Annotated in this window: 22 protein-coding genes; 20 read left to right on the top strand and 2 right to left on the bottom strand. The window is 41.2% G+C overall.

Going from position 1 to position 18,916, the window contains the following annotated elements; translation table 11 throughout:
- The first annotated feature begins 14 nt into the window (after positions 1 to 14).
- The 8 genes from MKX40_RS18040 (at position 15) to MKX40_RS18005 (ending at position 4,989) form a co-directional block, all read left to right on the top strand.
- Entirely contained in the window at positions 15 to 194 is a 180-nt protein-coding gene (locus MKX40_RS18040) for a hypothetical protein (RefSeq protein ID WP_339234657.1), read from the top strand.
- A 13-nt stretch (positions 195 to 207) separates the two neighbouring features.
- A complete protein-coding gene (locus MKX40_RS18035; RefSeq protein WP_339234654.1) occupies positions 208 to 393 on the top strand; it encodes a hypothetical protein in 186 nt (61 codons plus the stop codon).
- Positions 394 to 451: 58 nt separating this feature from the next.
- Complete coding sequence (locus MKX40_RS18030) at positions 452 to 1,117, top strand: HNH endonuclease signature motif containing protein (protein ID WP_339243124.1); 666 nt, start codon at positions 452 to 454, stop codon at positions 1,115 to 1,117.
- An 87-nt stretch (positions 1,118 to 1,204) separates the two neighbouring features.
- On the top strand, positions 1,205 to 2,980 hold the full coding sequence (locus tag MKX40_RS18025) for a DNA cytosine methyltransferase (RefSeq protein WP_339234652.1): 1,776 nt from the start codon (positions 1,205 to 1,207) through the stop codon (positions 2,978 to 2,980).
- A 19-nt stretch (positions 2,981 to 2,999) separates the two neighbouring features.
- Complete coding sequence (locus MKX40_RS18020) at positions 3,000 to 3,692, top strand: YopX family protein (protein WP_339234651.1); 693 nt, start codon at positions 3,000 to 3,002, stop codon at positions 3,690 to 3,692.
- Entirely contained in the window at positions 3,679 to 4,059 is a 381-nt protein-coding gene (locus tag MKX40_RS18015) for a YopX family protein (protein WP_339234649.1), read from the top strand. Before MKX40_RS18020 ends, MKX40_RS18015 begins: the two co-directional genes overlap by 14 nt.
- A complete protein-coding gene (locus MKX40_RS18010) occupies positions 4,056 to 4,295 on the top strand; it encodes a hypothetical protein (protein ID WP_339234647.1) in 240 nt (79 codons plus the stop codon). The genes MKX40_RS18015 and MKX40_RS18010 overlap by 4 nt, the downstream gene beginning before the upstream one ends.
- A gap of 64 nt (positions 4,296 to 4,359) precedes the next feature.
- Entirely contained in the window at positions 4,360 to 4,989 is a 630-nt protein-coding gene (locus MKX40_RS18005; RefSeq protein ID WP_339234645.1) for a hypothetical protein, read from the top strand.
- A 60-nt stretch (positions 4,990 to 5,049) separates the two neighbouring features.
- Here the strand turns inward: MKX40_RS18005 and MKX40_RS18000 are convergent, their stop codons facing one another.
- On the bottom strand, positions 5,050 to 5,757 hold the full coding sequence (locus tag MKX40_RS18000) for an NPCBM/NEW2 domain-containing protein (RefSeq protein ID WP_339234642.1): 708 nt from the start codon (positions 5,755 to 5,757) through the stop codon (positions 5,050 to 5,052).
- 482 nt (positions 5,758 to 6,239) lie between these two features.
- Here MKX40_RS18000 and MKX40_RS17995 point away from each other — a divergent pair, with 482 nt between their 5' ends.
- The 6 genes from MKX40_RS17995 (at position 6,240) to MKX40_RS17970 (ending at position 12,509) form a co-directional block, all read left to right on the top strand.
- Positions 6,240 to 6,800, top strand: coding sequence for a tyrosine-type recombinase/integrase (locus tag MKX40_RS17995; protein WP_210108836.1), 561 nt, complete (start codon positions 6,240 to 6,242; stop codon positions 6,798 to 6,800).
- A 262-nt stretch (positions 6,801 to 7,062) separates the two neighbouring features.
- Positions 7,063 to 7,791 carry a phage terminase small subunit gene (terS, locus tag MKX40_RS17990; RefSeq protein ID WP_339234640.1) on the top strand — a complete coding sequence of 243 codons (729 nt, stop codon included), beginning with the start codon at positions 7,063 to 7,065 and terminating at the stop codon, positions 7,789 to 7,791.
- 46 nt (positions 7,792 to 7,837) lie between these two features.
- A complete protein-coding gene (locus tag MKX40_RS17985; protein WP_339243123.1) occupies positions 7,838 to 9,238 on the top strand; it encodes a DEAD/DEAH box helicase family protein in 1,401 nt (466 codons plus the stop codon).
- A 1,441-nt stretch (positions 9,239 to 10,679) separates the two neighbouring features.
- Positions 10,680 to 11,588: a DUF6731 family protein gene (locus MKX40_RS17980; protein WP_339234639.1), complete on the top strand. Its 909-nt coding sequence runs from the start codon at positions 10,680 to 10,682 to the stop codon at positions 11,586 to 11,588.
- Between the two features lie 12 nt (positions 11,589 to 11,600).
- Positions 11,601 to 12,134, top strand: a complete 534-nt coding sequence (locus MKX40_RS17975; protein ID WP_339234638.1) for a hypothetical protein — start codon at positions 11,601 to 11,603, stop codon at positions 12,132 to 12,134.
- Between the two features lie 138 nt (positions 12,135 to 12,272).
- Positions 12,273 to 12,509, top strand: a complete 237-nt coding sequence (locus MKX40_RS17970; protein ID WP_339234636.1) for a hypothetical protein — start codon at positions 12,273 to 12,275, stop codon at positions 12,507 to 12,509.
- 89 nt (positions 12,510 to 12,598) lie between these two features.
- On the opposite strand, the gene MKX40_RS17965 is transcribed toward MKX40_RS17970, so the two are convergent.
- On the bottom strand, positions 12,599 to 13,018 hold the full coding sequence (locus MKX40_RS17965; protein WP_339234635.1) for a hypothetical protein: 420 nt from the start codon (positions 13,016 to 13,018) through the stop codon (positions 12,599 to 12,601).
- 726 nt (positions 13,019 to 13,744) lie between these two features.
- Between MKX40_RS17965 and MKX40_RS17960 the strand changes: the two genes are divergently transcribed.
- From MKX40_RS17960 to MKX40_RS17935, 6 genes are all read left to right on the top strand, one after another.
- Positions 13,745 to 13,918 carry a hypothetical protein gene (locus MKX40_RS17960; protein ID WP_339234634.1) on the top strand — a complete coding sequence of 58 codons (174 nt, stop codon included), beginning with the start codon at positions 13,745 to 13,747 and terminating at the stop codon, positions 13,916 to 13,918.
- 128 nt (positions 13,919 to 14,046) lie between these two features.
- Positions 14,047 to 14,469: a hypothetical protein gene (locus tag MKX40_RS17955; protein WP_339234633.1), complete on the top strand. Its 423-nt coding sequence runs from the start codon at positions 14,047 to 14,049 to the stop codon at positions 14,467 to 14,469.
- 133 nt (positions 14,470 to 14,602) lie between these two features.
- Positions 14,603 to 14,875, top strand: coding sequence for a hypothetical protein (locus MKX40_RS17950; protein WP_339234631.1), 273 nt, complete (start codon positions 14,603 to 14,605; stop codon positions 14,873 to 14,875).
- A gap of 628 nt (positions 14,876 to 15,503) precedes the next feature.
- The gene (locus MKX40_RS17945; RefSeq protein ID WP_339234629.1) at positions 15,504 to 16,205 is read left to right on the top strand and encodes a hypothetical protein; all 702 of its coding nucleotides are present in this window, start codon (positions 15,504 to 15,506) and stop codon (positions 16,203 to 16,205) included.
- 131 nt (positions 16,206 to 16,336) lie between these two features.
- Positions 16,337 to 17,233 carry a hypothetical protein gene (locus MKX40_RS17940; RefSeq protein WP_339234628.1) on the top strand — a complete coding sequence of 299 codons (897 nt, stop codon included), beginning with the start codon at positions 16,337 to 16,339 and terminating at the stop codon, positions 17,231 to 17,233.
- 231 nt (positions 17,234 to 17,464) lie between these two features.
- Positions 17,465 to 18,913 (top strand): hypothetical protein, encoded by a 1,449-nt coding sequence (locus MKX40_RS17935; RefSeq protein WP_339234625.1) that lies wholly within the window; start codon positions 17,465 to 17,467, stop codon positions 18,911 to 18,913.
- Positions 18,914 to 18,916: the final 3 nt, after the last annotated feature.

Genomic DNA, 18,916 nt, shown 5'->3' with positions numbered 1-18,916 from the left:
GGGAGGTGTACTCTGTGACTGAAGCTGAGAAAGATGAATTCTCCACAGCTTTATCTGAAAGGTATACGCAAATTAAACAATTAAGTGCATCTAACAAAAAATTGATAAACGCTTGGGATGCAGTAATTAGTGACTTGCCTCTCGATATAAAATCAAAGTTTGAAGAAAAACAGAGTCTAGTTTCGGTTTTGTAAAGGAGGTTTGGATGTGAGTACTGTAGATTTGAACAACTTCGATCAGCAACCTACTGAAGTGCAGCAGGCTATTGCTTTTTATGTTGGATACACAATAAACGGAGTACAGGCTACTGCTCAGGAAAGACAGGCTCATTACGCTGTTTTAGAGCGTGTTGGGTTGTTGGAGTCTATCAAATCCGTAGTGGGTATGCAGTAAATTAGGTTCAAAATATAAGCATAAGGACAGGAAAAACGTTGGAAAGGTGGATGAGGAAATGGCCCATCAAACATTCTGGAAACCGGAGAAGAAAGCGAAAGGAAAGAAAGTGAGCAGCTTCGGGCGAACTAAGAAAGATAAAAAGCCTGTACGGGAATGGAAAAAGGACATTTTAGCCCATCACCAATCCAGACCAGGCTCAAAGGAGCGCGGCGATTTCCCAAAAGAAGTCATAACTGAGCTTATTGAAGAATCAAACGGAATTTGTGAATGCTGCAAGATCATTGAAGCAACAACAACTCACCATGTATATCCGCGAGGCAGAAAAGGACGGGGAGTTAAGACCAACGGCCTTCGGCTTTGCTGGCCCTGTCATGATCGGATTCAAACAAACGAAGAATTACTCCAGTTCTGGATTTCAGCTTTCCGTGATAAATACGGAGACCGCTTCTGGTTTGATGAACAGGACTGGGACGAGTATAACCGGAAGCAAGAGGCGCAGAAGAGAGCGGATCAAGAGAAGCAAAATCGACAGCAGTCCCTGAACCCGGTTAAAGAACTTATCTCGTCAGCAGCAGGACGTTCATTGAAAGCAAAAGAGGTTCGGCTTATTGAAATGATGGATGATAAACAGATAGCTATTTTTGAGTCTTTAATAAGTGATATCGTAAGAATTGAAGAGAAGCATCAAATCCCGTTTGGATACGGACACTTTGATGATTAATATGCAATTAATTCATATAACAACGAATTTATAACGTTATTTAGGGTTTGGTTCCCCGGATAACAAAGGAAGGGAGACAAGACACACATGAAGGAAATCATAGTCGATAATTTCGCAGGCGGTGGCGGTGCCAGTACAGGTATTGAGCTGGCAACCGGACGCAGTGTAGATATAGCAATTAATCACGACCCAGCAGCTATTGCAATGCATGAGGTCAATCACCCAGATACGGAGCACTATTGTGAATCTGTGTGGGAAGTGAACCCGGTTGAAGCGGTAAAAGGTCGTCCAGTGGGGCTGGCGTGGTTCAGCCCTGATTGCAAACACTTCTCCAAGGCTAAGGGAGGCAAGCCGGTTGCAAAAGAGATCCGCGGTTTGGCATGGGTCGCCGTTCGGTGGGCAGCAACGGTTAAACCGAGGGTTATCATGCTGGAAAACGTGGAGGAATTCACGACATGGGGACCTTTAACTGCTGATGGGTATCCCGACAAGGATCAGAAGGGCCGGACCTTCCGAACATTCGTGAATGCACTTCGACGGCAGGGATACAAGGTTGAATGGAAAGAGTTAAGGGCTTGTGATTACGGAGCGCCTACAATTCGCAAGCGGCTGTTTATGGTAGCTCGTAGAGACGGTAAACCAATTGTCTGGCCTGAGCCAACGCACGGAGCGCCGGATAGTGCAGAAGTTAAGTCGGGGAAACGGCTTCCATGGAGGACGGCGGCTGAAATCATTGATTGGACCATCCCCTGCCCGAGCATATTTGAACGGAAGAAACCTCTTGCAGAAAACACGATGCGCCGCATAGCACGCGGCATGCAAAAGTTTGTTATCGACAACCCGGAGCCATTCGTCATGCGCGTCAACTTCTCCGGTAGCAATCATCATTACTGCGATTCTATCCAAGAACCATTGAAGACTATCACAGCCAAGAATGGTTGGGGCTTGGTAACGCCATACATCGCACGAATTGGACAGACGGGATATGCTGGGGATCGGTTGCAATACAAAGCTACGGACCCGCTCACAACTATTACAACCAAGGCAGAACATTTACTTGTGACTCCGGTTCTTGGAGTTAATACAACGGGTCATCCTGGCAGCGCACCTGACGAACCACTTAGGACTGTGACGACAGGAAATCAGCACATGTTAATCAGCCCTGCACTGATACAGATGGGTTACGGAGACCCAGAAGGCCGAAGGGTGCTGGATCTGAATAAACCTCTTGGAACGGTGACAGCAGGAGGAAACAAATTCGCCATAGCTTCAGCATTCATTGCCCGTCACTTCGGAGAATCGGTTGGCAGTTCAGTTGATGAACCGATAGGAACTGTCACGGCTGGAGGAGGCGGGAAAAGTGCCCTCGTCACCAGTCACCTGGTCAAGATGCGCGGAACCAATACGGGGCAGCCGGTTACAGATCCGCTTCAAACGATTACGGCAGGCGGACTGCACTTTGGAGAGGTACGGGCGTTCCTCATGAAATATTACGGTAGCGCAGATAACGGACAGACGTTGGATAAGCCGCTTCACACGATTACAACCAAGGATCGGTTCGGACTGGTCACAATTCAAGGCGTTGATTATCAGATTATTGATATCGGTATGCGGATGCTTGAGCCACACGAACTGTTTGCGGCACAAGGATTCCCGAGCAACTACACTATCGCAGTTGATGCAAACGGTCAGAAGTATTCCAAGAGCGCCCAAGTAGCTCGGTGTGGAAATGCGGTACCTCCACCGTTTGCTCAAGCTTTGGTCCGGGCTAATCTTCCGGAAATATGCACAGGATCGGGAAATAACCTTACTCTGGAGCGGTATTCAGAGCAGGAAGCTGGGCAGATGGCATTCAGTATATAGAAGGGAAGGAAGAACTGTCATGAAGGCTATAACAATTATTCAGCCGTGGGCGACATTGATCGCCATTGAAGCAAAACAATATGAAACACGCAGCTGGCCTACTAAGCATCGGGGCGAGATTGCCATCCATGCCGGGAAGAAGATCGACAAGGATGCCTGCAAGTATCCTGAGATTCGCGCAGCACTAGAACAGCATGGATACACAGTAGATAACCTGCCAACGGGTGCGGTTGTAGCGATTGCTAAACTGACCAACTGCCTTAAATCGGTGGATACATGGACAGATGGTTATGAGTTGGAAGGAAACAGATTGGTGTACTCTCCAGAATATGAATTCGGAGACTTTGAACCTGGGCGATATGCATGGGAAACGTCGGATGTAAAGATGCTTATGAAGCCTCTGGCAGCTAACGTGAAGTGGTTGCAATACGCAGGCTTCCATGATGAATCAGGTGATCAAGTTGAGGTATTTGAAGGTGATATCGTCGAGTTGGGATATGAAGACGAAACTCACACTTGTGAAGTGAAGTATGAGGGCAGCGGATTCATGTTTGTCGCTGATTCCTTGCCTGACGGATACCTTTGGGCATCTGAAGTGATTGAATTTGATGGATCATACTGCCGGGCAGAAGGCGTTAGGGTTGTCGGAAATGTACACTCTCGTCAAGGGTTGGCTCCCAAGGAAGGAGCGGATAAGCATGAACCTGTATGAGTTTGGGGCGAGAGCATGGGATACCGAAACCAAAGAGATGTCATATGAGTTCTTAGAACGGAACTGGTTGAAGGTATGCATATGGTCACCATACATGATGTTGATGCTTAGATCTGGAGTCAAAGACAGCAAAGGAAAGGATTACTACGATGGTGACATCGTTAAAGTAAACAAGCTGAATTTTGAGAGTAGTGGCCCATTGCCTGAAAACTTGGTCGTGAGATTGTACGGCGGCATGTTTCAGTTATTCAGAGACAAAGAACCTTTAATGGGCTTACATTTGGGATACATTGCTGACGGAGAAGTGATAGGCAACATCTACGAAAACCCTGAATTATTGGGTGGGGAAGGAGCGGATACAGAATGAGACAATTCGGACTAACTTATGACGATGCAGTAGATATTCAAAAAATCATGACGACAGGACTTAAATTACAACGTAAATTTTACGATGCTAACAGTAGCCACATGTCCAACTCAGAAAAGATTGTTGTAAAAATTGAATCTAAGCGTGCCATGAAGAAAATCGCATATCTGAACAACTTCACAAAGGCTAGAAGCAAATCAGAGATTCGGGAATTAGGGAAATTGGTAGTGGAATGATTAAACAATGATTCAAGTTGCAAATACGATCAGGAAAATTTTCCTGAACCAGAGGAGGTACAGCATGAGTGAAGCTGAATTTGTGGTAGTAGTCAGTAAGGAAGACATCGAAGATACAAATAAGATCATTCAACTCAATTTCTTTTCGGACGTGGATAAAGTAGATATCCGTAAGACAAAGTGGTTACTTGGGAAGTACGTAGACATGATTGATATCATAAAAAACTACGAATTTTCGCTTCAGCAGATCGAGAACGGGATGTCAGCTTACGAATTGTTGTCTGCGGAGGGGGCGGTTGCGAAACGCGAATCAGGACATGAATTGACTGCTGATGTGACAGCAAACTCAATCATCATGAAGGACAAGCGGCACGCCAACTACAAACTTTACGTAACAATATCCAACAATGTCAGATTTGCAATAAATAATCTAAGAGATCCCCACGAAGGGGTAGCGGCAAGATTACTATTTTTGGAGGGTAAGAAGTACTTGAAGGCTCAAGAATACATGGAAAAAGGATATCGCAAGGATGTTCCTAGGATAGCTGCAACCACATTTGCCGATAAGCGGCGGAGAGCCATAGCTAACATTGCGAACAGTTTGAAATTCAATCGGACATTAGATTTTGTAACAATTGACTATGGAAGAGGGCGGAATAACGAAGGGGAAATAGGCTTACTGATTCCGAGATGAGAAGCCTTGGGCGATTAAAAGAAAAACATCCAGTCGATGCATTGACTGGATGTTTTATCATTACTGATACAACTTCGGCTCACCAATTAAAATGTTTGCATAATCACCCTTTGCACTGAACTCAATTTTCAGTTTCAGTACACCCTCCAGATTAATATCTACAGGTACCGCATGATCTCCGCCCTTCAAACCTTCATATGACTTAATGACTTCTCCGTCACCATAGAAAGTAACTGTGTACTCCCCTAAAGTATTTTTGTACTTATCCTCAACTCCCGCGAAAGCCGTCAGACGCTTATATTTTCCGTCCAGGTTATACTCAACCGATGTAACCTTCTCATCTTTCCATCTAGCGTCAACCCTTGTGAGAATGTTATTTCTATACTCCGTCCCTGTCACCGTTTTATCGGATTCATTGAACCACAAACGATCATTATAGGCATCAAAACGTGCATAATCCTTGGATGTCAAATTGATACCATAGCCATCACGTTTACCAACCCATATAGCTTTGTTTTTACCGTCATACTCCACTTTCTCATCTAAACCTTCACTTACAAACCGTAGAGGAACATATGTAGTACCCTTATAAATGAAACTTACTTCTCCTGCTGCCTGCTTTTTTTCTACATTGTTAAACATAAACTTGAGGTTTGCGATATCAACTGTTACTGAATTACTCGCAGCTAATGCAGTCGCTCCAAACAGCATTCCAGCTGCTACAAAACCTGCAATAAATCCTTTTGATCCTGAAATCTTTTTAGTCATTATTTTCTCTCTCCTAATTCAATATCTACCAATTGTAATTCTATCGTATTACTTATTTTAGGACAATAGTAATATTTCTGAGGGCTGAGACATGACATTTGAACCAGGATTTAATGCACGCTTGAATAGAGGGATGGATGGTGGTTAATAGAATGGGAGACTAGCATCTTGTGGTTATTAAACTATTCCTTAAATTATCCTTGTCCAGAAAAACGAAGTAATCCTGAATTAAAAACATGTTATCTTAAATCCATATAATAACGTAAATAAGAAGGTCGCTCTTTTGAGCGGCCTTTTTGTATTGGAGGGAAGAGTATGGATGGTCATTTTTACAGCAGAAATGAACCGGCTATCCTGAGGGTTTCGGACAAGCAACCAGAGAAATGTCGGGGCTGTTGTTTGGGAACCTGGACAGGGGTTGTTCAGATGTGTATTGTGCCGCGCTGTTGGAAGTCGAATCATTGTCAAGAGAAGGTGACTAAATGAGAAAGGTACAGCCGATCCGTGATGAACGGGTTATAGATGGAATGAAGGAATACTTCTATATACGAAGCATGCGGAATTACTTATTTTTTTGTATGGGCATATACAGCGGACTTCGAGTATCTGACTTGCTCGAACTCAAGGCGTGGCAAACTAAAGGGACTCATATCAGTATGGTTGAGCAAAAAAATAAGCATGCGAAGACTTTTATTATCCATCCGAGTATAAGAGAGGATCTGGACGAATTCACTGCTGACATGCGACCAACTGATTATCTGTTTGCTAGTCGTCAGATTAAAACGATCAGCCGTATGCGAAATAAACCGATCGATCGGACAACAGCCTATCGTTTTCTACACGAAGCAGCTCAGGAATTCAGGTTAAAGGATATCGGGGTCCATTCATTGCGGAAGACATGGGCATATAGGCTCTACATGGACAATCCTGAGAACCTAGCGTTACTAATGGATATGTTTGGACACAGCGATCCAAGGGAGACTTTGGACTATATCGGGCTGACTCAGGACATGATGGACAAGGCAATATTGAATTTGAGGTGAATTTAGTGCAACACAATACGGTTTATATTGCACTCATTTATCAATTAGGAAGACATTAGATGAAGAAACATGTTTTTTCATGCCTGAAATGAGTGCAACAGAATTACCTTTATGTTTCAGTCAACTTACATTATTTAGTGAATATGAGTACAGAACAACAGCCTGCGATTCAGACGGAGGCTTATTTCGATTCGTAACGTTTGACTATTACTGACCTTAAATAGGAATTCCAACTCAATTACATGAAAGTGGTGATAATTTTGTGAGCAGGAAGCAGAATCCGAATCGTAAGAAGGCGTTCAAAATTTGGAAAGATAGTGGCGCTGTGATGAAGCCGAAAGAGATTGCGGAAAAGTTGGGCATCACACCTGAGTCAGTCCGGAAGTGGAAGTCACTTGATCAATGGGAAGGGAAGATTGCGAACGCTAAACCTGGTGCTCCTCGTGGCAATCAGAACGCTAAAGGTAATCGAGGTGGAAAAGGGGGGCCGCTGGGCAATCAGAAAGCTGTAACACATGGATTGTTCCGTAAGTTCGAGCCGCAAGATCCTGAGTATCTAGAACTCATAGACATCGTTCAGCAAATGGAACCTATAGACATGATCTGGCATAACATCACCCAGGGATTCCGTAAAATCATTTGGGCGCAACGTATCTTCTTCATCAAAGACAAAGAGGATATGACCAAAGAGTTGAAAAGGGAGAAACCAGGTGAGTATGGAGATGAATACGAATGGGAAATCCAATTCGCTTGGGATAAATATGCTAGTTTTATCAAGGCAGAGGCTACGGTCATGCGTGAGATCAGGGGAGCTATCAAACAATTCCTTGATATCGCGCCGCAGGAAGATGAGCGCCGATTGAAACTGGATCAGATGCAGGCAAAAGTTGATAAAACCCGCCTTGAGATTGAGAAACTGAAGAATGGTGATGGAGATACAGAGGAGGATCTGATTGAAGATTGGGTAAAGGCGGTGGAGTCAGGTGAGTAAAGAATCTCCACAAACGAAACGCCGCTTTGCTGCATTCAAAAAACGTATTCCTGAGTACCGGAAAAATCCGGTTCTTTTTTGCGTAGAGTTGCTGAAATTCACGCCTGACGAATGGCAAGCGGAAGTATTGATGGACATAGCTGGGAACCCACGAGTGTCTGTACGATCCGGGCAAGGTGTTGGGAAGACCGGTCTTGAGGCTGCGGTGGCACTATGGTTCCTATCGTGTTTCCCGTTTCCGAAGGTTATCTGTACAGCACCGACACGTCAGCAGCTGCATGATGTCTTATGGGCAGAGATTAGCAAGTGGCAAGAGAAAAGTCCCTTACTCAAACGTATTCTCAAATGGACTAAAACGAAGATTTATATGCGAAATTACGAGGAACGCTGGTTTGCTACAGCCCGGACAGCCACCAAACCCGAGAATATGCAGGGTTTTCATGAAGACTACATGCTTTTTATAGTGGACGAAGCTTCTGGGGTTGAGGATAGGATCATGGAAGCGATCTTGGGTACACTTTCAGGCGAATTCAATAAGTTGCTTATGTGTGGAAACCCGACTCGTACCAGCGGGGTCTTTTATGACTCTCACAACAGGGACCGGGCAGATTACAATACACACAAAGTATCCTGTTTGAACAGTCCTCGTACAAGTAAAGAGAATATTGCGATGCTTGAGCGAAAGTATGGAAAAGGTTCGGACGTTTGGCGAGTTAGGGTGGAAGGTGAGTTCCCGCGAGGCGAGTCTGAAACCTTCATTGCTTTGGAAGTGGCTGAGTTTGCTGCCAAAGATGTGATCCTAGCACCTATCGGTGATACCTTGACCATCGGCTGTGACGTTGCCCGTTTTGGTGACGATGAGACGTCCATTTACGCAGGGATAGGGCCGGTAACAGTTGGGCAACATCATCATTTCAAGAAAGATACAATGGTTACTGCTGGCTGGGTGCTGAGCTTGGTAAGAGAATTGTTACCACTGTACCCGGAAGTTGTTCATACGAGAATCAGAATCGATGATACCGGTGTAGGTGGTGGTGTCACGGATCGTTTGAATGAGGTTATAGCAGAAGAAGGGCTTCCGTATGAAGTCATTCCAATTAACAACGGATCATCATCTTTGGATGAACATTATGGAAACCTCGGTGCTGAAATGTGGGCTTATATAAAGGGGCAACTGGAACAAAACATGAGCAATTATATTAACAATGAGCAGGCAGTCCTACAACTTCCTCATGATGATGTACTTACTTCCCAATTGACTGCAAGAAAATGGTTAATGACGAGCAAGGGTAAGATACTACTTGAAAGTAAGAAGGACATGAAGAAACGAGGATTAAAATCACCGGACAGAGCTGACGCATATGTTCTCACCTTCGGTGAATATTTGATGGGAACACCACAGTCTATAATGCTTCCGTCAATAAGTAGTGTGTCAATAAAAAGATAAACTGAAGGTAACTTCACTATATGTTGCCGATCGATTACGGCGAAATAGCAATAAACTAGGCACATAGAGAGGATAACCCCTCTCCGGTGTGCCTGCCCGTTATCGCAGCATACTCGGCTGCGCTGTGGGAAGGCGTTTCCTTAGACGTGGATCGTCAAGGGTGCAGTGTGGGGATGGGGTTAGATTCCCCGCAGCCGCTCCAACCGGGCGGGATATAAATAGTGATACTATTATGATCAACAATCAGGTTACGCCGATAAGTATGGCAAAGTGCTCTGAACTTTGGTAAAATCAAATTGCCAATATGATCTCAACGTCAGTAGTTAGCCTCAAGCCAAGAGATGGTTCTTTAGTCAAACGGGGTAACGAATGTAGGTAGGTTATGAAGATATTGTCATGAGAGCAATTTAAAAAATTGTTAGTGTGCCAATATACAAAGTCGAGCAATGACAAGTAACGGAAATAGATCAATGACGACTTTGTTGTACTCCAAGAGAGACAAAAAAGGTAATGAGCAAGTCAGAATCAGTTACCCCGGAAAAAGGAAAAGACCAGGAGTAGCCGCTCCTAGTCTTTTTTCTTTTTGCTCATATTATGTAATTCTTTCGGCTTGATGTCAGGTATAATCTTTATTGTGATACGTTGTGCCATCAACCAATGTACTAGCATCAATACTCTTACCAGAGATGGTTAAAAGTAAGAGTAGAGCATAAAGAAACCCTTTGATTAGCGTTCAGAATCCATGTGGGTATGAGCAATGCACCCTATACTACTATTACTGCTTCTTCATCATAGGTATGATGATTGCTAAGGTCATTAGTGCCAAACTTATGATCTCGTACATCGTCATGTGCAGCCTCTTTCTGGTTGCAACGACCACATGCTTTCGACACACGCTTATTATATCATCAGTTAATGTGAGTGTGTACAACAGAATAATATCGACAAACAATAGCGCTCATTTTTGAGTGCTTTTTCGTTTTCCCAAGCGCTTGTAAATATGAAGGGAGGTTTTAAGGATGTCCAAAGGGGGCACGCTATTGCTATTAAGGAGCCTCCTATATCCTACATATAGCCTGTTTAATGTGGAGGTTACGTGTGGAAAAATGGGCTAGACTAGTTCATATGTGTAAGGCGCCAGATTACAAGAAGAAGGAAGAGGGTTAGATGCCAAATGAGAAGATTGAGCAACAATGCCCCGATTTGATTTATGAATTATTCATTTTTAGAAAACAGGATGAAACCTTCTATGTTAGTGCAGTTATGCAAAGATATAGATATGAATAAATCAATCTAACTTGAACATTCTAATTATTCAATTAGCAGAGGTACAAGTAACTCCCGCTGCATGATTATTTAGGAGAATCCTTTCTTTAAATTAGGAGGAAAGCCCTGGATTTTATCGAATACCTCTTATTAAGACTTATAGGGGGACTACATAATGCCAAAACATGTTAGATTTGATTATTTCAAAGTTTATGCTAGAAGAAACATTCCTGAAACAAACAGAGCAGAGGAGAGGCCATGTGATTTAAGTGTTTTGTTACAAACGCTTAAAGAAATGGAGCCCCAAAATCGAGTATTTGCTGTCAAGAATGATGTGGCTCGACTTCAGAGCATAGAATTAAATAATGATAAATGGGAGATGCACTTCATCAGAATAAGGAAAGAGCACTTCCCGCTTAAAACAAACGACAATGGAGAAATCGGCTTTTTCGATGATTTGACTAACGCAGAAGGGTTTGGAGAAGAGGTGTCAGCTCTTTATGACCCAACTAATAGTGCAATAATGATCAGAAGGAATGCGAATAGTCTAGCACCTTCAGCAATAACCAATTATTTTACAAGAGTAGTTGATGAAGAAGGGTACACAATATTTATAAAACCCCTTGTTCACCCAAGTTCTCTGGAATTAATGAAACAAGACCATCTTATAAAAAGTGCTGAAATTGCAGTTGCTGATATAAAAAATGCAAGACCTCAGACAAAAAGATCACTGGGTAGTATCGTAGGTAGAGCTGAAAATATTGAAGAAAGTGTAAATGTAGTATTCAAGATTTCTATAGCTCAGAAAGGTTCTAAAAAATACAGTAAGTTACCTATCTACGACGATATTATGGATTTGGTGAGTGATGAGAATGTTAAACGAGCAGAAGTTAAAGTTAAAGCGGATCAAGATGCATCAGTTGAACCTTATGATTTACTTCAACATAGGTTGATTGACTATCATTCCTTCCCTGATACAGATATTAACACTGAATCAAGAAACATTCTGCATACAACCGTGATGGGACAGATGCAACGTATCTACCGCAATAGAGTTGAACAAATTAATAGTGTTTATGAATAGGAGGTGGGAAAATTGCCTAGATGGCTAGAGATTTCTTATCCTTTTATTTTTTCAATCATAATAGGAGCGGTTTCTTTCTTTTTAAAACTTGAAATTAATCAAATTAGTAAGTTTGATATGATCTTAAGTTCTTCTGTAACATTAAGTTCAATCATCATTGCCTTTGTAGCAACAATGATCTCAATCCTTATTTCAATCTCTAATTCATCAGTTATGAAGAGAATAAACAAGAATAATGGTGAGAGTGATCTTATTACCTACATCAATATGACTGTTATTTCTGGATTGTTATTGGTAACGTATTCTCTAGTTTTGAATGTCTTTATTGAAAGTTCAGGATATACATCTAGAATATTATTGAGTTTATTTGTAACATTACTTGTCTTCTTTCTGCTCTCAACTTACCGAATAATAAGGATAGTAACAGTAATCTTAACGGATGTTCTATCTGAAAACAAAGAAACACAAAGTGCCCAAAAGGAGGTATTCACTCCTACGGTTAAAGGAAATAAAAGTGATATTAATGAGCAACCAATTAGTGATTAAAAACTGTTAGCAATGATCAATTGTCTAGCAACTAAATTTACATTTATCTTTTTCTGGTCATCCCTTTGGATGACTTTTTTTGTTATTAATGAAGTTGTTTTCATTCCTGAATACTGAAAATCGGTGGGAGGAAATGTGATGCCAGTGCGTTCGAATAGACCGTGTGGCAAGCCAGGATGCTCACGGCTGAGTAAAGAACAATACTGTGACGTACATAAGATTCAGGTGAACCACCAGATGGAACAGGAACGTGGAACAGCAGCGGAACACTGCAGTAGTCGACATATAGAACCGCACAAAGGAGACATGAAGTTGTTCTGGGATCATGAAAATTGGCAACCAGATCAAGACTGTAAAATAAATGTACTTAAGTAACAATTATTTATCAAAGTACGGTAGCTGATATCTAGTACAACTAATTATAAAAGACGCCGAACCTAGTGGGGTCCGGCGCACAAGTTGTTCTAATCACCATAACAAGATAGTGAAACATCCACATTTGCTTTCCAAGGGTCATCACCGTTGCTATCTCGAAGGATGGAAAAAACCTCAATACTTACTTTGTTGGTAGTTTCATCCCAATTTTTTATTCCATAGTACATCCCTATATGGCCAAACGGTCTCTCGATGTAGGTATCATGACCGAAATGAAAGTCATGCCCACCCAGAGTCATGGCGATATATTTTGTTTCAGAAGGTACAGTAAGCTCAATTCCCTTTACTGAATATTTTTTGCCATCTGGCTCAGTGAATTCAGCAGTCCAGTATAAATTTTTTAATAATCGTAGTCCCGTAATAGTCGTTAAATTAGAACTCTGGGCATCTTTAGGAAGATCATTTTTACGCTTTATAATCCCATGACCATTTCTAGAAGTTGTTTGCATAATTTATCTCTTCTTTCAATTTATTTTTTTGTTTAATGCAGACCTTCACAGACAATATAAATTTTGTGATTAAGACTAGTGATGTGCTTATTGTCTGGTAAAGGCTCTAACATTAATGGATGGAGTACCAGCAGGTTCTGAGTTATAAAATTTAAGCTTTAACGTTGAAGTACCTACTACATCTTGACTTAAAAGAAACACTTTTTTACCTTCTGGTATTTCGTAACCCCAGAAAAAGGGCCGACCATTAGTTGGAGCAGGAAGTTCAATTGGAAGTGTAGATCCTGGAGGTATATCCTTATCATTCTCAGACGTTAAAGTTGCACCAAAACTGGATCGGTTTTGTTCATAGTGTAAAACTCCCTTTATTTATAATTTGTTGAACAACATTAATATGCACAATAATTTATTTTTTAGTGATAGTATATATTGTTTTTTTACTTCTATGGGTCCTTCCCAGGGCTAGGGGGCGGGTACGAATGACTCCGATATGTGACTATGTTTGTGTCGAGATTGTAAATATGAAGGGAGGGTATGCAGAGTTTGGTAGCAATCAAAGAGCCACCTGTACCCATGTTGCGAAGATGCAACCAGGGCAATGCTATGGTTGTGTATGGGGCAGATGGGATGGAGTGAAGCAGTTCTGTCCCAAACCTCCTGATTGTTGTGTGAAAAAGGGGAATCCTTCCTGATTGTCGAATTTTGATGTTGAAGTGAGGTGTTCACATGAGTAGTAAGAGTGAAGTTGGAGCAAGTATTGTCCAAGCTGCATTACAGGCGAGAGGCGAGTCGATTGCTCAAACCAGCAATAAGGCGCCCCATTTGGAGAAGTATTTGAGCGATCAAGCTGTTGCCGAATTGTATAGAACTGTTTACAAGGCTGTGAAAGAAGAAGACTGAGTTAATAAGCACCCGCTGTGTTGCTTTTTCTCTGCTCACAAACGAATAATATTAATTTTGCAACCAAGATGTTCCAAAGGCGTATATCATCTTTAGCACGTATTGATAGTGTTAGGGGAGGTGGAAATATGGATAGAGAAAGCAAGCTTGTTTTTGGAAAGATACTAGGTGAAATCTATCGTATCCAAAAACACGATCAAGGAATCTCTTGCCCAGTAGGAGACGATGTTATTTACGGACTGCTTAATGGGTTTGAAGATACACTTAATTCTGAACTTGAAGAATTGAATTTTGTGTCATCTGAAGATGTAGAGGTTGTATCTAATGTTCTTAACGAATATCATATTGATCAAGAAAAATTGAATTCGTTTAAGGGATATTATGATATTGAACATCGCTTAGAATCAAATGGCATTGATCGTATGAAAGCACACCGTATTCTTACTAAGTTTATAGCAGAGCACAGGTTTGAGGGAGTTATTGCTAAAATGGATAGTTCCCACTCTCCTGGTGAAATGCGTACATTTAAGATTAGGGATTACGAGAGTTGAGCAAGAGCACCCATTGTGGTGCTTTTTCTTTTGCTTAAATACAAAAAGATGGAGAAAAAATATTGCTACCAAAATGTCCCAAAGACGTATAGTTATCTGTTACATAACTATTCTATTGGGAGGCGCATTAAGAATGAATAATGATGTTTTAGCAACCGGAGGTAAAGTGGTATGTATGGTTTGTGATAAGGAATTTGTATGGAAATACAACTTCAATAAAAACTCACCTATGGAGCCGGAATACGTTAAAGCGAGTTTAGTAGTGAAAAATTCATACTTAGATGTAAAGAGTAGTAATGTAAATGTAACTGTACTCGAAATGATAGCGAGTGTAGATTGCCCTAACTGCGGTATTACAAACGAAAGATATCATACTGTGGAAAAGAATTCACTAGTTATTAGATAAAGTTTATCTGTCGATGGCACCCATTGTGGTGCTTTTTCTTTGCTCTCATATGACAGAATGTGAACCATTCTAAGCTTGATTGTATGAGAACGTCCGTTTGTAGGGATCAGTTGATTGAAGAGCGGAGAACAGCGTCTGAGTGAGCCTACGCATGCATATGATGGTCACCCAAACATTGAAACCAACTCAACACAAACGCTATTGGAAAATATAGGTGAGTATGTGTTAATATAAATGTCTAAAGGCGTATGCCACCAGCGTAGGTTCGATTCCTTACATCTCCGTACTTCTAACTCATCTCACATCAAACTGGTACCTTGCAAGCTTGATTTCGGGTTTCATAGGTGCTGCAATGTGTGACTGGTTCAATTCCCTGAAAGTGAAAGGAATGTTGCTGATGAGATATACCGTATTAACGCTGTCCCTGGTGGCTTGCGGGAGAGAATGGTTGCTTGGTTATAGCTTATACCTAGGGACAGCATCCAAAAGCATTAGGTCATCTCGCTAACGAGGTGGCTTTTTTTGTGATTATTAATGCTTTTAAGAATCTGAACTATAGCTCTTGACCACATTGATTTATTGTCTGATACTGGAAGATATTCTTTCAGATTAGATTAGGGGTGCGCAGATGAAAAAGAGATATTTACTATTAATCGTATTACTGATTATTTCTATGTGGGGATCTACGTGGTACTTCATTCCGCTATGGTATCCTAAGGAGACTTTAGAAGCGGGAACATTTGGGGATATGTTTGGAGCGGTTAATGCGTTATTTTCGGGGCTGGCGTTTGCGGGTCTTATTTATACAATAACAGTTCAAAGGCAAGAACTTGCTCTCCAGCGCGAAGCTATAACAATGCAAACCGAAGAGCTACGGATGCAACGAGAAGAAACGGCCCGATCTGTAGATCAAATGGAAGGCCAGAGTCAGATGCTAAGGTTCCAACTGACAATGACGACAGTCAATGAACTAGTAAAAAGCAAGAACAAAAGAATTGAAGCAGTTCGTTTTATTCATAAAGGAGAAGAACATCACGGAGTAGAAGGATTAATTAAAATGGTGCATCATTCACAAATGTCAAAAGAAGAGAAGGCTATTTATTTTGATTATTACCTAAACTCATTTTTTTATATTTTACAGTACATTCTAAATTCTGATCTAACCGCTGAGCAAAAGGAAAGTCTTATGCAACTACTAGACACGGACACTTCTGATCATGAGATCAGTGTATTGTACGAAGTTTATAATCATGACCAACATAGATTACTGCTTATGAGGAGATTTAATCTTGATAGAAGGGTGCCTAATACAAAAGTCTATTCAGGGTGAAACATGAAATCTGGAACGTCTGATCGAATTGGATATCAAGCTTCAGAAGGATGAAATGTAAACATTTACTGGGTGAAGTATCAACTTATAATCGGTGGGCATGCTAAGGAAAAACTTTAGGAGTGAGATAAGTGCCTACTGAAGAGAATGAGAGTTACGAACAAATCATCAACAAAGGTATCGAAGCCGCAGTGATTGCATTTGGAACAGAGTTTGGTGGGACGATAGGGGGAGCGTTAGCAGATAAAATAATGTCGTCCTTATTTTCTGCAGGAGAAGACGATAAATTTGCTGAGGCCCTCAACACCTTAAATGAAAATATCAGAAGGTCAATTGATTTAGCATTTTTGCGTGAACATACTGGAGCGATCATAGGGTTAGGGGAAAATTTGGAGACGTTTATAAGCACGAAAGATGAGCGTATATTACATCCCCTTTTGAATGATATAACTCAAAAAATTAATACGTTATTACAGTTTGATCCTTCGGGAGAAGTTTTGACAACACTAATTTATGGTATAAACGTGTATATTCTTACTCTTCGCGCGCTTGCAGACCAGGATTTCTCTTATTACCAAGTAGCTATGGAAAATGCAAGGAAATATTCAAAGCTTTCTGAAGATTTTTTAAAGAAATATGATGAACCGTTGAGAAATGGTATCAGTGAAATGGGTATTTATGCAAAATATATAGGTCCGAATATATGTCTTAATAATGAATCAAAGTATGTAGCAGGTGCTGAATATGAGGTAACAATTACGTTTGTAGACCAAACAACCCCTTTTCATTATACTGAAACAATTAAAAAGTGCTTCCCTTATCCTATTGGCGCTTTTGAACGTCCTGATCAAAATTGGAAACCAGATTTATTGTTCTTAAAACAAATTCCTGAGTATGTTAATAAAGAGAAGTATAGAACTCAACTAAAGGAAACACGTATATCCGAGCTAGATAAATTTACTAAACCGATATTAAGTGCCATAAATGGTTATAGACAAACAGCATCAAATATTGAAGCTAAGATTTAGTTTCTGAAAATATATTTTTCCAAAAATGAATATGGTTTAAATTAGGGATGAACTTAAAGGTCATCCTTTTTTTATGTTGTGGAGGTGGTGATGAATGTATGAGGATTGCGGATTAAATCCGTAGTAACACTATAGTAACTCGATGATATTATAAATCCATAGAAGTATGAAGAAATGTAGAAGGTAAGGAAATTTTTCCTGCCTTCTATTTTTATGTCTGGAGGTGAAACATTGAAATGGTATCATAAAGCCATTTATTCATTTGCTAATTCGGTTCTTCCAGCTGCAGTAAAGCGTCAGATGATGGGGATTGGCAGGTTGACATCTCCAAGATCATCAAACGGATGGGATATATTCAATTGGCTCCCGAAAAAGTATCAGAGTGCTCATAATATTGATCTGACCAAACTCCAAAACCATACAGCCGAGGAATTGCTTGAGATTCTTGTGTCTGTTCATCCCGATATTTCGCATGCGCTCTACAATTTTTTGCGTATGGGTGACACACCACTTACATTTACAGCAAAGAAGCAGAGTGGTAGTGACGACAAGAATGGGCAGCGATCGTTAGATGCAATCAAGAACTTACTGGATTCTCCACTTCCCTCACCTGGTTATCAGCATGGAAGGTCGCTGGACAAGCTTGATACGATTCAGCGGATGATGATCATGGTACGTGGGGCTTGTGCTGGTGAAGTAGTTCTAAATGAGCGCTGTAATGATGTGATTGATATCGTACCTGTTGACCCTGCGACAATTTGGTTCAGGAGAGAAGAAGGAACCAATCGACTTGTTCCTTGGCAATACATCAAGAATCCACGTCCTCGTTCTGGTGAAGAATGGTTTGGGCAGTATAAGAAGATTGACACGCCGACATTTATTTATGAAGAGTTTGATCCGATGATTGATGATCCGTATGGGCGAACACCGATATTACCTGTTCTTCAAGCGGTGTTTTTTCATTTACAGGTTTTGCAGGACTTGAAAGCAGTTGTTCACAATCAGGGATACCCAAGACTGGATATATCCGTGGTTGAGGAAGTTTTATTAAAAAACATGCCTAATCAATATAAGAATAATCCTGCTGGTCAGCAAAAGTGGTTGACTGAACGTATGAGTGAAATTATGGGACATTTTAATTCGCTTAATCCTGACGATGCTATGATTCATTGGGATAGTGTTAAGGTAGAACACCTAAAAGGCGGCAATTCAGGTTCGATGATCGATATCAAGAAGTTGATTGATATTATTGATACCCAGATGGCAACTGGATTGAAGACGCTGCTCACATTACTGTCCAGGCATCAAGGTTCCACCGAGACATATAGTTCCGTAGATACTCAAATATATATCAAGTCCGTAGAGTCCGCTCGAAACGTAACCAAACGTTTCTGGAAGCGGGCTTTTTCTATTGCTGCAAGAGTGAGAGGCGTTCAAACCCTGGTTGAGGCGGACTACGCTCCAATTGATCTACGTTCTGAAATGGAGAGAGAGCGCGATCTGAGAGCGAAGCTTAACAACTATGTACTGGCGGAGAAGGAACGCTACATCACTGCCAAAGAAGCGGCGACAGAAGCACGGTGGATTATGGGGCTTGATCCTAATATACCGTCTGAGTTGCTTGCTGGTCTTGAGGAGAAGTATGGGTCTGATGATAATGATCATGATTCAGCAAGTTGAGAA

Source organism: Paenibacillus sp. FSL R5-0517 (genome assembly GCF_037974355.1).
Lineage (GTDB): Bacteria > Bacillota > Bacilli > Paenibacillales > Paenibacillaceae > Paenibacillus.
The sequence above is the reverse complement of the archived record's forward strand: the minus strand, read 5'-3'. Positions and strand labels throughout refer to the sequence as shown.

Coding starts and splice junctions, on each gene's coding strand:
- MKX40_RS18030 (WP_339243124.1), top strand. CDS start 452: ATGGCCCATCAAACATTCTGGAAACCGGAGAAGAAAGCGAAAGGAAAG.
- MKX40_RS17970 (WP_339234636.1), top strand. CDS start 12,273: ATGCCAGTGCGTTCGAATAGACCGTGTGGCAAGCCAGGATGCTCACGG.
- MKX40_RS18020 (WP_339234651.1), top strand. CDS start 3,000: ATGAAGGCTATAACAATTATTCAGCCGTGGGCGACATTGATCGCCATT.
- MKX40_RS17960 (WP_339234634.1), top strand. CDS start 13,745: ATGAGTAGTAAGAGTGAAGTTGGAGCAAGTATTGTCCAAGCTGCATTA.
- MKX40_RS17955 (WP_339234633.1), top strand. CDS start 14,047: ATGGATAGAGAAAGCAAGCTTGTTTTTGGAAAGATACTAGGTGAAATC.
- MKX40_RS18005 (WP_339234645.1), top strand. CDS start 4,360: ATGAGTGAAGCTGAATTTGTGGTAGTAGTCAGTAAGGAAGACATCGAA.
- MKX40_RS18010 (WP_339234647.1), top strand. CDS start 4,056: ATGAGACAATTCGGACTAACTTATGACGATGCAGTAGATATTCAAAAA.
- MKX40_RS17950 (WP_339234631.1), top strand. CDS start 14,603: ATGAATAATGATGTTTTAGCAACCGGAGGTAAAGTGGTATGTATGGTT.
- MKX40_RS18000 (WP_339234642.1), bottom strand. CDS start 5,757: ATGACTAAAAAGATTTCAGGATCAAAAGGATTTATTGCAGGTTTTGTA.
- MKX40_RS17945 (WP_339234629.1), top strand. CDS start 15,504: ATGAAAAAGAGATATTTACTATTAATCGTATTACTGATTATTTCTATG.
- MKX40_RS18025 (WP_339234652.1), top strand. CDS start 1,205: ATGAAGGAAATCATAGTCGATAATTTCGCAGGCGGTGGCGGTGCCAGT.
- MKX40_RS18015 (WP_339234649.1), top strand. CDS start 3,679: ATGAACCTGTATGAGTTTGGGGCGAGAGCATGGGATACCGAAACCAAA.
- MKX40_RS17995 (WP_210108836.1), top strand. CDS start 6,240: ATGAGAAAGGTACAGCCGATCCGTGATGAACGGGTTATAGATGGAATG.
- MKX40_RS17965 (WP_339234635.1), bottom strand. CDS start 13,018: ATGCAAACAACTTCTAGAAATGGTCATGGGATTATAAAGCGTAAAAAT.
- MKX40_RS17980 (WP_339234639.1), top strand. CDS start 10,680: ATGCCAAAACATGTTAGATTTGATTATTTCAAAGTTTATGCTAGAAGA.